The sequence below is a fragment of the Sporosarcina sp. P29 genome, from assembly GCF_002743265.1.
Classification (GTDB): domain Bacteria; phylum Bacillota; class Bacilli; order Bacillales_A; family Planococcaceae; genus Sporosarcina.
This window is the reverse complement of sequence record NZ_PDYX01000004.1, coordinates 65,636-79,141: the sequence shown is the minus strand read 5'-3', so window position 1 is coordinate 79,141 and position 13,506 is coordinate 65,636. Positions and strand designations below refer to the sequence as shown.

Below are 13,506 nucleotides of genomic sequence, written 5' to 3'. Positions count from 1 at the left end.
ATTATTCACCCCTTAGCTACTGCCGAACGATTTTCACACCTTGCTTCTTACGCTCACGGCATTGCTTTTTAAATTCTTTACTTGCTTCTTTATTCCCCATGATAGTAAGGGTAGTAGCAAATTCATTTTTATTGATAGATCGGTACAAGGCGTTAATTTTACGTTTAATATAATTCGCAAAGTAAAAGGTAAGAATAGCTCTATCACACTCAAAGTCTCTATTCTTTATAAACCAATCAGCTAGACGTTCAACATGAATTTCATCTGGCATTAGAAACGCACCATTCAGATACTGGGCTGACCCAATAATTGTATCAACAGTATTGGTTGCTGACATAACGCATCTGGCACCTAAATGTTCATAATGTTCTTGCCCATTATATTGGATAGCATAATGTTTAACTAATCTCATTGCTTCGTCTATATCAGTTTTAATAGTTTGTATATCGTCTGATGTAAGTTTGATAGCTTCACTCATTTCACATTCCCCTTCATTTTAAAAACTGACCTTTTTGTTAATTTTACCATACCAATAAAAAGGCTTGTCTCAAAATAAAATATATCCCAACAACCAAAAAAGAACCCACCAAGCGGCTGCATCAGCCAACTCAGTGGGTTCACATTACTTCTTAACCATATAATATTTACGCTTACTTTGACTATTCGGTAAAACGTCCTTCTGCAACTTCCCCTCTTTAATCAATGGATGAATAACACTACTTCTCATATGCGAATCAGATATGAACATCATGGTATTCATAAAGTCCAGGATTTTACTTTTAAGGTACCAGGTCCTGATACAATTCAGAATTGCGTCATAACCTGGTGTAAACGTTAAACTAGATTCAACAGCTTCCAACAAATAAGAATCAACAGTTTTCCAATATAAATCTACTTTCTATATACTGAAGCTAGTCTATAGAAAGAGAGGAATAGGAAGTGGAAAAGTGGATGGTTTACAATGAAATACATAGATTGCGTAAAGAAGGATTCTCTAATAGTGCAATCTCCAGAAAGCTTAAGATTTCTAGAAATAGGGTGATTGATTACGGAAAAATGAAACCAGATGAATTCTTTAAATTCACTTTGTCTTTACAGACTAGAAGTAAGAAGTTGGATCCCTATCGAGATCAAATACTTGAATGGTTAAAGGAGCATCCCGATCTTTCTGGGGCACAGATATTTGATTGGTTGCAGGAGAAGTTAGCAGTGGACTCCGTGACAGAAGGAACCGTTCGTAATTTTGTTAATGAACTTCGAGAGTTGCATTGTCTGCCGAAATTCAATGTGGAAAGAAGCTACATGGCAGTTCCTGAAATGCCCAAAGGAAAGCAAATCCAAGTGGATTTTGGAGAGACCAGACAGCTAACTACGGATGGGAAATATAAAAAACTGTACTTTATTGCATTTGTCCTGGCCCATTCACGCTATAAATATGTGGAGTGGTTAGACCGACCTTTCAAGACAACCGATTTGATCAGGATGCATGAGAACGCTTTTGATTATTTTAAGGGGATGACTAAGGAAATTGTCTATGATCAGGATCATTTATTGGTCATCAGTGAAAATGCAGGAGATCTTATTCTTACAGCTGAATTTACAAAGTATCATCAAAAAAGGAAATTCAAAATCTACCTCTGTCGAAAAGCAGACCCAGAATCTAAAGGGAAAATTGAGCAAGTAGTGAAATACGTAAAATATAATTTCGCAAAGAACCGTACTTTTGACAATCTGGTTGATTGGCAACAAGCATGCTTAAAATGGCTTAAGCGGACTGGAAATTATAAAGTGCATCACAATACAAAAAAGAGACCCGTGGATGTGTACACTCTGGAAAAGGAACACCTCACGAAGGTCTCAGGGACTTATATTTTTGAAGATATCTATACTTCCAGTATAACAAGACAAATACACAAAGACAATGTCATACGCTTTGACGGTAATCGATACAGCGTACCTGCCGGTACGTACCGTAAAGACGCTCCTAATATCGCTTATGTCGATACATTAGATGGACAGCTCCTAATCCGTCTTCAGCAAGGTGGTCAAGTGCTTGCGAAGCATAAGATTTCTCAAGGGAAGGGGCAAGTTATTTCAGATCCTTCCCACAAAAAAAGCAGCCACACAAAACGGAATAAGCTTATTCATGAAGTGGAGCAACTACTTGCAGATTCTAGTTCTACCAAGTGGTTGATCGAAGAGTTGACTGAGCGCTATCCGCGTCACTTACTTGATCAACTGCAGATTGTCCTTTCTGTAGGCCTCAAATATCCAGACTTTATAGACGAGGCAGTTCAAGAAATGAAACGTTTGAAGCTCACTAGCGCCAATGATTTGCGGGATATCGCATTTTCACTAGAGCTTCAAAGCAAAATGAATCCAATCAAGGAAACTCAATTAAATGAAAAGTACATGAACCTGGTCGCTCCTGAACGGAAGGAAGATATTTATCTTCACGTTCTTCAGTGAGGTGATTCATGATGAAACCCCCTTACGAATCCTTACAGGATAAATGCAGGGCCCTTCGACTCGCAGAGTCGGCTAAAGAGCTGCCTACCCTATTAAGAGAGGCAGAAGCAAAAGGCTGGACTTATCATGAGTTTATTCATGAATTTCTAAGCTATGAAGTGGGCTGCCGAGAACAAAAGAATACCGAGAAACTGATGAAGTGGGCAGAGTTTCCTGAACTTCTGACACTTGAAAATTTTCGTTTAGAAGAACAGACCGCAATTGGTCTAAAACAACTCCAGGTATTGAAGGAATTATCTTGGCTTGAGGAGTGCTTTACGTTAATCATGATGGGGCCGACAGGCGTCGGCAAGACCCATCTTTCAACCGCCTTAGGTATTCATGCGATTGAACAAGGATATCAAGTATCCTTCATCTCGATGGATCGTTTGATTTACGTATTGAAGACAAAAGAATATGTGGCTAAATCCAAAACTAGGTACAAGCGAATTGAGAAATCTGACTTAATTATCATCGATGATGTCATGTATATGGCTTATGAGCCACAGGAGGCCCATTTATTCTTCCAATTCATTTACGAACTATATGACACGGCAGCCTTTATTTTGACCTCAAATAAGGGGCCAGGTGAATGGGGAAAGTTCTTGGGTGACCCAACTCTGACTACTGCAATCCTAGATCGTCTTCTTCATCGCAGCGAAATTCTTACATTTAGTGAAGAGCAGGATAGCATTCGGATGAAATACAGAAAAACCCTTTTTACAGAATGAAGTGTTGAGTCTTAATTGATGAAAACTGTTGAAAGTTATTTATCGAAAACTGTTGAATTCTACTTGACGGTTACAAAGGAGATGGTAAATATCGGGGAAGTTGCTCTGTATCGATGTACGGATCAGGGATTCTTTTAGGTGAATGGTAATACGGGAAGGAGCTGAAAGGATAATCAGAAAGTTGTTTTACCATTGGTGTTTTTGTTTCAATCGGGTTGCGATGTATGTAGCGACTTACCGCCAACATAGCTTGTGGAGTATCAACTTCTTTAGAAAAATAACGACCTTGATAGATTTGTAAGCGTCAAATAATGAACACGTTGTTTCACATAAAAGAAAATGCCCCAAAAGAATCGACCATAAAGATTCTTCGGGGCATTTTCTATTTCTTTGAATGGATATAACAATTCTTTGGCAAGGTCTTCGACCAAGGCGTTAACTCTTCAAACTCCTCGATGTTTTCAAGATTGCGTTGAGGAAGTTCTTCGAAAAGGAACTGTAAGTAGAAGAAAGGGTTCACGCCATTCTCTTTTGCGGTCTCTACGAGACTATAGGCGATTGCACTTGAAGTAGCACCTCTTGTGGAAACTGCAAAAAGCCAGTTTTTTCTACCTATTACGAAAGGCTTTATTGATCGCTCTGCTCAATTATTGTCGATCTCGATACGACCATCTTTCATAAATGCCCTCAATTTAGGCCATTGTTTTAGCGTATAGGAGATGGCAGTTCCAGTTGCCGTCTTCGGAGCGACAACTTCCTTTTGTTCTCTTAGCCATACCAAAAAATCATCCAGCACAGGCTGACTGTCGTTTTTCCTTATTTCAAGTCGTTCTTCAGGCGTTCTGTCTTTCATCTTGCGTTCAATTGCGAACAATCGGTTGCAGAAATTAAGTCCCATTTTAGCGACCGTCGTTCGACCTGCACCAGCTGGCGCACCTTTTAATGCCTTGAGTGCCTCATCAAATTTACGGCGCGCATGGGCCCAACAGCCAGCGAGCTCCACGTTTTGAATAGACTCGTAGGCTGCATAGCCATCCACATGGAGATAACCTTGGTAGCCATTTAAAAACTTTTGCGGATTCTCTTTGGCACGACTTGCTTGATAATCAAAGAGCACAATCGGTGTCTTAGAGTCTCTACCTGTCCGATATAGCCACATATAGGATTTTGATTCCGCCCTTTTCCCTGGTTCGTCTAGAACTTGTAGGACAGTTTCGTCCGCATGGAGCACCTCTTCTTCACGAAGGCGACGATAGAGTTCATCATAGAACGGCTTGAGCCATCGCGTCGTACTCGAAAGCATCCAGTTGGATAGCGTCTGTCGATTCAAAGGAATGCCCATCCGTTCGAGTTGTTTCTCTTGTCGATAAAGAGGAAGCCCATCAGCAAACTTCTGCGTCATCACGTGTGCAATGGCAGATGGGGAAGCTAATCCCTTCGGGATCACTGGGTTCGGCATCTCAGCTTTCTTGATAGGCGTTTTGATTGCATGTTCTTCACAATGACGACAGCTGTAGATATGCTGCACATGTTCGACAACTGTCACTTGCGCTGGGATGATCTTCAGTTCTTTGCGTATCTGTGTGCTCATCTCGTGCATCGAATGATCGCATTCTAAACAGACCTTCTCTGAATCAGAGAGGTCATAGTGAATCGTCTCGACCGGCAGATCTTTCAACTTGTCAGCACGTCCGGTCTTCTTTTGGCGTGTATAGCTAATCGTCTCAAGCGTCGGTTCTGCAAGAAGGATCGCTGAAGAAACTTCTGCCTCATTGAATAATGGTAGTTCAAACTGGTCCTTGTTTGTCTTCTCACTAGAAGTTCCGAAGCGTTTCTGTTGGAGTAGAGTGAACTGTTGCTTGTACCATTCCATCTGAGCCTCAAGCTTTTTCTTCTCTTGCTCGAGTTGTTCGTTCTTCTTCTCGAGCTCTTCAATTGTAAGTTGGGTTTTCTTGTCTGATTTTCTCATAGGAATAATAATAGCATAAAATCATTCTGAGAAGTAGACTCAAATTACTTTTTTCGCAGAGACTGAAGGGTGCGCGTCACGTTGGTTCAACGGTAATCCATCGAGGAGCCAGTTCAACTGTCGACTCGAAATAGAAAGTGGTTGAACAGACTCAAGATCTGGCCAATCGAACAGCCCTTTCTCCAGCCTTCGATAATAGAGCCAGAATCCATTGTGATCCCAGAATAGAATTTTGAGTTTGTCTCTCTTTCGATTACAGAAGACAAAAAGTGCTTTGGAGAAAGGATCAAGTTGGAACAGCTCTTGGACAATGACAGCTAGCCCGTCAATCGACTTCCGAAGATCTGTCGGACCAGTAGCCAGATAGACGCGCCCAACGGCGCGACCATTCATCATATCTGACGTAGCGTCCGGATCACTTGAAGTAACAGAGTTTCATCATAGCCACTCGTCACCTCGATATCCACATGATTTACTTTCAAGGAAATTGGGTTCTCTATCGATTCTTCTACTACGCAGGAGACCCAACTGGTCTCCTTAAGTGCGATATGATGATTAACTGGTGACTGTTTCCTTAGCCAATACTTCATATTGTGAACCGCAACTTCTGCGGTTTCACACCATTCAGAAAGTGCTAGTCCACTGTTTTGATATTCATCGATCTTTGCAGACCAGTATGCTTCTTTTTCTTTTCTTTTCAAATAAATACCTCCCAAAATATGTTCTATGGGAGGAGTATCTCACGAATTAACTTCTATTAGAATGTGTTCACTATTTGACGCTTATTAATTGTGTGTGGACCTGGTACACTATTTTACGGTTATTAAAACTAAAACCTGTTTTTTTCAAAATTCCATGAGTCATGGCACATTGCCACAATGTCATACTTAGCTTCCCATCCTAGCTCTTGCTTTGCCTTTGAAACGTCAGCATAGCATGAAGCTAAATCTCCAGGTCTTCGTTCTACTATTTCAATGGGTATTTTAATATTGTTAGCATCTTCAAAAGCTTTCACTAATTCCAGTACACTGACCCCTTGACCGGTCCCTAAGTTATAAATGTGTATACCTTCATTTAGATTCTCTAAAGCGGCCACATGCCCTGCAGCAAGATCAATAACATGAATATAGTCTCTTACTCCAGTTCCATCCACTGTATTATAATCATTCCCAAATACACGAAGTTTTTCTAGTTTTCCGTTTGCTACTTGACTTATATACGGCATAATATTATTTGGAATTCCAACAGGTGATTCGCCAATTAGTCCACTTTTATGAGCTCCTGCTGGATTAAAGTAGCGAAGAATAGATAACGATATGGCAGGATTTGCTTTTGCTATATCAATTAAAATACGTTCGTTAATTGCTTTGGTTTCTCCGTATGGATTAGTTGTCGGAAGTAAATCCATCGTTTCGACAAATGGTACTTTATTATCCCCATATACGGTGGCGGACGAACTAAATACAAACCTATGCACATTATATTTTCTACAAGCTTCTGCTATTATGAGTGTACTGACCACATTATTGTGGTAATATTCTATAGGCTTTTCTACTGATTCACCAACCGCTTTAAAACCTGCAAAATGAATTACAGCATCTAAATCATGCTTAGAGAAAATACTATTAACAGCTAACACGTCAGTTACATCAACTTTATAAAATGGTATATTTTTTTTTGTTATTTGCATTACTTTATTCAATGTGTCAATTTTGCTGTTAGAAAGATTGTCTACTATAACCACAGTATGACCTGCTTCTAGCAGAGCAACACAAGTATGACTCCCAATATATCCAAGACCACCAGTAACAAGTACTTTCATGATAAACACTCCTCCATCTTTACTAATTGGTTACTTTAGATCCTGAAATCTATAATTCGTTTAATATAAAATTATTGGAACTTCGATTTAAATTTTACAAAGGTAGGCTTGATTAAGTTATAAAAATATTTAAATTCCTTTGTTTGGTAAAATAATATTAAAAATACAAAGTTGGGTATAATAAAGCAAATTAAAGATTTATAAAAGAATGCAAGCATGCTATCCCCTTTAATTAACGAGATAAATTCATAAGTGATCATTCCTGCAAGTATTACAGCTAATGTATAAATGAAGTATTTTTTGAAATATATTTTTAATGGCTTGTTAAAGCCATATTTAAATAACACTTTAGGTTCAACCCAAAAACAGGTAGATAACGTACTCACTAGCGTAGCAAAAAATATACCTACTAAACCAAACTTAGAAGCAAGCAAAAGAGACACAACTAAATTTATTATCGCCTCAAATATTGGTTTATAACGACTATACCAATACAAACCAAAAGCATCTGTAAAAGTTAGAGAAGTTCTTCTCATTCCATTAACAAAAAAATTAATGATTAGTATTAAGATAATATTTATTTCTAATATAAATTTACTACCTAACCAAATTTCGATAAATGGATTCGCTAAAAAGAGTAAAGAAATCGAGCTAAATCCGAATATCCAAAAATTAAAAAAGAATATATTTTGAAAAACTAGGAACGATTTAGTTGCACCTTCTTTTGCACCAAGGTTTCCTACACTAGCTGTTATAGCAGAAAAGAATTGTCCAATGATTGTATTTAATGCATTAATCATTAATTGATAGTTTGAATATAGCCCTACCCATACTATTCCTACATATATAGAGATGATTATATTATCAGTAGACGTTACTACTATTCCTCCCACTTTATGTAAAACGAGTGCTTTAGTATTTTTTTTAATTTCAGTTAATGTTGCTTTGTCTATTTTCTCATACTTCTTTTGGCTTAAAAAAGGATACATTTTATTAGCATGTCTACTTACAAAAATGTTTTCAATAACAGTTAATGTTATTTGCAATATTAAAAACACTATATAGCTACCTGTAATTATTAAAAATATAACTTGCAATATATTGAGTATAGTAAAAAATGAGTATCGATAAATAGTTGCAATATAACGATATTGATCAGCAATAATCAAGTTTCTTTTGTACGAAAAAAAATAAGTTGCAGCAGCATTAATTACAAAAAGAGAAAAAGCAAAATTCAACTCTTTACTAATACTTACATCATTTATAATATGTGGTAAAAGTGGGATCATACACAAACCTAGGACAGCAATAACAATGCCTATTATGATATAAACTTTTTGATAAAATTTCATTAGAGACAAAACCTTTTTTGTATTTTTATCTGCTAATGGTTTATATAAACTGAAAATTATTGCTGGTCCTACTCCCAACTCTACAAGTGAAAGTATCGATAAAATATTTGTGAATAAAGCATTGATGCCAAGATATTCAGGACCTAGTACGCGAATGAAGTAGATACGCGCAATAAAACTTACAATCAGACCAATTAATTGCCCACTCAAGGCAACTGATATATTAATTACCGAACTTTTTGTTCTTCCCATAATTTTACCCCTAAAGTAATTCCGCATTTATACGTACATATACGAATACTATTAATTCAAATTTAGCATGCAGAAAATGATATCTATAAACTATGATTCTTAAACTGCGAGCATATCTAGTGAAATGATTTTATATATTCGAGCAAATACTGTAGAACGGATTGGATACGATTTAAGTTTTGAACATTTCTAATTTAACCCCATTTTAAATTATGGATTCATCTTGTTAGGAAAAAATTATCATAATATCAAAATCCCCAGCGTCAACCTCAAGATTACGGATACTTAGAAAAGCTTTATATGTTTTCTGACAAGAACTTAGTCCAAGACATTTTTAAGTCAAGCTCTTTATATGCTCTGTTAGTAACATAATCATCTAATTTTCTTGGATATTTAATTTGATTAAAAATTGTAAAATCAAGTCGAACGTGGCAGATAATTCATGAACACCTCAAAGGGCGTATTCAAATTAAGTACTTTTCTAGGGACTTAATTGAAATATAACAAGAACTCTATGATTTCCTGTTGAGTCAACTTGCTGAAGTCTGTACCTTTAGGATAAGTGCGGCGTATTCGACCATTTGTATTTACGTTGGTACCGCGCTGGTCAGGAACGCCAGAATCCGAAAAGTAGAAGGGAAGCCCAAGTCGTTTTTCAACTTCAATCCACATATGAAATCCCTTTCCTCTGTCGGCTGTAATAGACTTCACAAGCTTCTTAGGCAGGTGTTTCAGAAGAGAAATGATTTCCTTAGATGTTTCTACTTGCCGTCTTAGACGCCAACTTTTGAACGAGTGTAAAACGACTCGTTCGTTCCGTAAGCGTAAGAATTTGGCTTTTATTAACTTTTACTGATCACTTGTACCTACTTCCCGGTTTCCGATTTCATTTCTAGGGGCCTGACTTGCATGAATCTTTTTCAACTGGGGCATCTTTCCACGCGTCTCTTGTTCATTATTTTTCAGTTTATTACCTTTACGAATGAGAAGCTTTTGTGATAATCGAGAAAAGTAGGCATCAGCGTAACGATAAACACTTGAAACGCCTACAGGAAAGGATTTTCAGTCCTTTTTTATATCAGCCTACAACCATTTCAGGTGAACGGCCCTTCTTCAAATGATAAAGAATGTGCGTAATATCTTCAAGGTTAACCTGACGTTTACAGCCGCAGTTTTTACGCTTACTATCATAGTATACTTGCGCTTAAAGAGCATTATTAGGAGAAATACGCTGTAGTTCATAGTGAATCGTACTTTTACTTCTCTTTAGCTGTCGTGCAATATAACCGAGAGTCTTGTTTGCAATCGTATATTCTTCGATTGAAACACGTTCCCGTGGTAAAATGTGTGTATAGCTCATCGGGGGCACTCCTTTATTAGTTGATTGGCGTTAACTAATGTGTACCCGATTGAGCTATTTTTATTTATCTACCGATCGACTAAATATGATAATCTACAAATATAATTCATTAATCTGATTTTCCCTAAGATTTGTTACTAAGTTTAAATTATAGTTCAATTTAATATTGCTTAGGTCCAGAAAAATTTATACGGAACAATATTAAATCCATCAATATTTAAGAACCATATATATATGATAATATTAAGTACTATTAAAACATATACAATTAGCAAAACAAGACGTTTATCTTTAATAACGTTTATTATTTCCGGTATAAACAAAATTACAAACATATAATAATAATTTGAAATTCGCATAATATTTGTACCAACTAATGCAAATATCATCAAAGAAACACCAATAATAAGAAGTATATAGAGAGCGTTATTACTTTGAGAAATTGAAATTACCTTTTTGTAGAAAAACAATCCAACAATCACTATTAAAGCGCATAATAGCATCCATTTAAATGATTTCGATTCTACAATTCCATAATCTTCGTAAAAGAAATTTATAAATATCGCAAAAATTTGTTGTCGAAAAGTAAAAATCATAACATTAAATAATAAAATACTTATAATAGTGAATTTATTTATTTTTATTTTCACAAGGAAGTATGCAGGTAAAAATATTAAAGCTGACTGATGGAAAAGAGATGCTATCAATACCGAAAGAATAAATTTGAATATTTTTCTTTCTTGTATATAACTGTAGCTATTAAAAATAATTGCGTACGAAATAGCTTGTCTCAGTCCAGAAAATGTGAACGAATAATAATTTAGTGTTATATAAAGTGTAAAACTTAAAAAAGGCATCTTCGAATGTTTATATATTGTTATTCCTATAGGAATAATTGCAATACAAGCAATAACCATCAAGAAAAGTTGGTTATTTGTTGTGAAAATACTGATTAACTTGTTTAAGATTTTATAGCCTGACTCAAAACGATGCCCTAGCATTAATGAATCAAAAGTAGAATACTGTGACATAGAAGAAAAATATGTTAAGTACGTAGGAACATCCGCTCCTATTGTATAACTTCGAAGTGATAGAACTATTATCAACAACGAGGTTGCAAACAAAACGAAAAGACTTTTTATCTTTTCGTTGTTTTTATTAGATACTTTCAATACGTTATATCCTATAGAAAATAGTCCTATCATTGACAAAGTAAATATGTAAATTAACATTTAAATACATTCCCCTATTTATAGCTTATGATTCAATACATTTCCTAGCCAATTTTCATATTTGATCGCTTGTTCTTTTATTGAATAACCTTCTCGCTTTATATCTTCACTTCTCGAATTTCTATTTTCTATTTTTGTATTGATTATTTTTTCAACCCAAAGTTCTTCTTTTTCAATTGATATATATTCAATTAAATCTGTAATTGCAGTTTCTTTCGTTATTTCACTTGAAGCTAATATATTAATACCAGTTGATTGTGCTTCAATTAAAGTCACTGGAAAACCTTCATGCATGGAGGGCAATAAAAAAATGTCTGCAATATTCATTAATTCTGCAATATCTTTTCTAACTCCTAAAAAAATAATATTATCCACTAATCCTTTATCTTGTACACATTTCTTGAGTGTATCTTCTAATATGCCATTCCCAACAAATAATAAAACATACCTATCCGACTTCTTCACTAATAGCTCCATAATATTAATTAAAAATAAATGGTTTTTTTCTTTTGAAAACCGTCCTACATGCAATAACACTATTTTTTTGCCAAGTTTATATTTTTCTCTATTCTGACTCCTAATTTCTTTATTATATCTAAACTTGTTCACGTCAATAGCATTATTCATAAGTATATTCTCTTCATTTTGCAGCCATTTTTCACCATGCAGCCATTTTCCAGCTCTAATCCCACAGGAAAAGTAATAGTTTGCAAAATAGTTGTTTATTAAGCGAGCAATTTTATTTTTCATTATTACTTTAAGTTCATATTCTTCTTTACTGCCATGAGCATGAGAAATTCGTACTTTTACACTATTTAACTTTGCTATTAAAAGTGTTGGAGCGTTAGAAAAGTTTTGATGACAATGAACTACATCATAATTATTTTTTTTAATAACTCTATTTATTTCGATCATATTTTTTAAAACAGAAACTTTTTTAGGTGTCACATGAAAAATATTTGTATTGTAGATGTGTAGACGCTCTTCTAGCATTCCAACATCATCACCATGAACAACAAAATCAAATTGTATTTTTTTTCTATCTAAATTAGAATAATAATTAAATAACATACTTTCCACACCGCCACCATCAAGTGATGAAATAACATGTAGAACTCTAATCATTATTTATACAAACTCCCTCACTAAACAATTTATAAAATTTATTTCTCTTTTGATCTAACAATTTGTAGTTAAACTCTTTTGCTTTCTCAAAACTTCGGTTAGCTTCATCTAACATTAACCTTTTATCCATCTTTTTCAATAAACCACATATTTCATCTACTGAACCAGGTGAAAAAGTAAGTTCTTCATTTATTAGTTCAGGAATCCCTCCAGCTTTCGATCCTAAAGAAGGGCACGCCCTACTCATCGCTTCAACCAAAGCTCTTGGTAAACCCTCTGTTTTACTTGGCTGGATGTATATGTCTATAGTGTCAAGATACTCAAAAATACTTTTGTGAGAAAGAGTACCCATAAAAACAACTTTATCATCTACTTCATATTTTTTTGCTAAATCTTTTAAATATCTATTATCACCACCACCAGCAAGATGATATTCGAAGTTGTATCCCTCTTTATTTAATTGAGAGATGGCTTTAATTACAGAGTCTTGTCCTTTATATTGTACATTCATAGCAGCGATTGTACCTATTATAACTGGAGTGGTATTTTTCATATGTTTTATTTTAGTTATTCGATTTAATAATATATCCCCTTCAATTGAAGGTAGTATTACATCTGAGCAACCAATTGAGATTCCCTTAGTAGGATATCGTTTCTGCAAGAAAACGTTAGTGACATAAACAACATATGATGCATCTCTCAATATTTTTTTTGTGAAAAACCACATGAAAGGAGCTACTACTTTCCCTTTTAAACTATGATTCCATAGGGAATCCCATGGACATCCAACTAATTCAATTAAATATTTTTTTTTCGTTTTTTTTGCATAAGAAACAGCTAAAATTCCATATAAACTTGGCATTCTTACAATTACAAAACTATTTTTATCAATAGCTGTCTTCAACTTGTTGGAAGTTGTTAGAATGCCCTGCTCTCTGTTTTTTTTATTAACAAGCTCAAATTCCACATTTGTAACTTCATTATAATCGTTAATAACTTCTGTGTTTTCTCTAGTAGCAAAATATTCATTTGCAAATACAGTTACATCATCAAACCAATAAAGGTATCTTTGAAAAACTTTATTATTTAATGATCCACTTGTATAAATCTTTCCATTCTTATTTATAAATTTATGATCATGAATAAAAATCATAG

Annotated in this window: 12 protein-coding genes and 1 pseudogene; 2 read left to right on the top strand and 11 right to left on the bottom strand. The window is 35.0% G+C overall.

All coding sequences use genetic code 11. The features are described from left to right. Window positions 1-16 precede the first annotated feature (16 nt). Window positions 17-478: a hypothetical protein gene (locus CSV68_RS05440; protein WP_099661621.1), complete on the bottom strand. Its 462-nt coding sequence runs from the start codon at window positions 476-478 to the stop codon at window positions 17-19. Window positions 479-939: 461 nt separating this feature from the next. Here CSV68_RS05440 and istA point away from each other — a divergent pair, with 461 nt between their 5' ends. Together istA and istB are read left to right on the top strand one after the other, a co-directional pair. Further along, window positions 940-2,469, top strand: a complete 1,530-nt coding sequence (gene istA, locus CSV68_RS05435; protein ID WP_233192862.1) for an IS21 family transposase — start codon at window positions 940-942, stop codon at window positions 2,467-2,469. Window positions 2,470-2,480: 11 nt separating this feature from the next. Then, window positions 2,481-3,239, top strand: coding sequence for an IS21-like element helper ATPase IstB (gene istB / locus CSV68_RS05430; protein WP_099640096.1), 759 nt, complete (start codon window positions 2,481-2,483; stop codon window positions 3,237-3,239). Between the two features lie 382 nt (window positions 3,240-3,621). Here the strand turns inward: istB and tnpC are convergent. The 10 genes and pseudogenes from tnpC to CSV68_RS05380 all read right to left on the bottom strand — a co-directional run bounded on the left by tnpC (window position 3,622) and on the right by CSV68_RS05380 (window position 13,504). Next, window positions 3,622-5,208: pseudogene (gene tnpC / locus CSV68_RS05425) on the bottom strand (IS66 family transposase). Window positions 5,209-5,247: 39 nt separating this feature from the next. Next, entirely contained in the window at window positions 5,248-5,604 is a 357-nt protein-coding gene (gene tnpB / locus CSV68_RS05420; RefSeq protein WP_143560581.1) for an IS66 family insertion sequence element accessory protein TnpB, read from the bottom strand. Beyond that, the gene (tnpA, locus tag CSV68_RS05415) at window positions 5,601-5,909 is read right to left on the bottom strand and encodes an IS66 family insertion sequence element accessory protein TnpA (RefSeq protein ID WP_099661620.1); all 309 of its coding nucleotides are present in this window, start codon (window positions 5,907-5,909) and stop codon (window positions 5,601-5,603) included. The genes tnpB and tnpA overlap by 4 nt, the downstream gene beginning before the upstream one ends. Window positions 5,910-6,037: 128 nt before the next feature. Then, entirely contained in the window at window positions 6,038-7,030 is a 993-nt protein-coding gene (galE, locus tag CSV68_RS05410) for a UDP-glucose 4-epimerase GalE (RefSeq protein ID WP_099661619.1), read from the bottom strand. A gap of 71 nt (window positions 7,031-7,101) precedes the next feature. Further along, complete coding sequence (locus CSV68_RS05405; RefSeq protein WP_099661618.1) at window positions 7,102-8,634, bottom strand: lipopolysaccharide biosynthesis protein; 1,533 nt, start codon at window positions 8,632-8,634, stop codon at window positions 7,102-7,104. A 489-nt stretch (window positions 8,635-9,123) separates the two neighbouring features. After that, window positions 9,124-9,360 (bottom strand): transposase, encoded by a 237-nt coding sequence (locus CSV68_RS17600; protein ID WP_483315668.1) that lies wholly within the window; start codon window positions 9,358-9,360, stop codon window positions 9,124-9,126. 478 nt (window positions 9,361-9,838) lie between these two features. After that, window positions 9,839-9,994 (bottom strand): helix-turn-helix domain-containing protein, encoded by a 156-nt coding sequence (locus CSV68_RS05395; RefSeq protein ID WP_099661616.1) that lies wholly within the window; start codon window positions 9,992-9,994, stop codon window positions 9,839-9,841. Between the two features lie 170 nt (window positions 9,995-10,164). After that, window positions 10,165-11,199, bottom strand: coding sequence for an EpsG family protein (locus tag CSV68_RS17595; protein ID WP_368665171.1), 1,035 nt, complete (start codon window positions 11,197-11,199; stop codon window positions 10,165-10,167). A 45-nt stretch (window positions 11,200-11,244) separates the two neighbouring features. Beyond that, window positions 11,245-12,351: a glycosyltransferase gene (locus CSV68_RS05385; protein ID WP_099661614.1), complete on the bottom strand. Its 1,107-nt coding sequence runs from the start codon at window positions 12,349-12,351 to the stop codon at window positions 11,245-11,247. After that, the gene (locus CSV68_RS05380; protein WP_099661613.1) at window positions 12,344-13,504 is read right to left on the bottom strand and encodes a glycosyltransferase; all 1,161 of its coding nucleotides are present in this window, start codon (window positions 13,502-13,504) and stop codon (window positions 12,344-12,346) included. Before CSV68_RS05380 ends, CSV68_RS05385 begins: the two co-directional genes overlap by 8 nt. Window positions 13,505-13,506 lie beyond the last annotated feature (2 nt).

Excerpts from the sequence above, each read along its gene's own strand:
- CSV68_RS05440 (WP_099661621.1), bottom strand. The coding sequence starts at position 478 with ATGAGTGAAGCTATCAAACTTACATCAGACGATATACAAACTATTAAA.
- istB (WP_099640096.1), top strand. The coding sequence starts at position 2,481 with ATGAAACCCCCTTACGAATCCTTACAGGATAAATGCAGGGCCCTTCGA.
- tnpB (WP_143560581.1), bottom strand. The coding sequence starts at position 5,604 with ATGATGAATGGTCGCGCCGTTGGGCGCGTCTATCTGGCTACTGGTCCG.
- galE (WP_099661619.1), bottom strand. The coding sequence starts at position 7,030 with ATGAAAGTACTTGTTACTGGTGGTCTTGGATATATTGGGAGTCATACT.
- CSV68_RS05405 (WP_099661618.1), bottom strand. The coding sequence starts at position 8,634 with ATGGGAAGAACAAAAAGTTCGGTAATTAATATATCAGTTGCCTTGAGT.
- CSV68_RS05395 (WP_099661616.1), bottom strand. The coding sequence starts at position 9,994 with ATGAGCTATACACACATTTTACCACGGGAACGTGTTTCAATCGAAGAA.
- CSV68_RS17595 (WP_368665171.1), bottom strand. The coding sequence starts at position 11,199 with ATGATAGGACTATTTTCTATAGGATATAACGTATTGAAAGTATCTAAT.
- CSV68_RS05385 (WP_099661614.1), bottom strand. The coding sequence starts at position 12,351 with ATGATTAGAGTTCTACATGTTATTTCATCACTTGATGGTGGCGGTGTG.
- CSV68_RS05380 (WP_099661613.1), bottom strand. The coding sequence starts at position 13,504 with ATGATTTTTATTCATGATCATAAATTTATAAATAAGAATGGAAAGATT.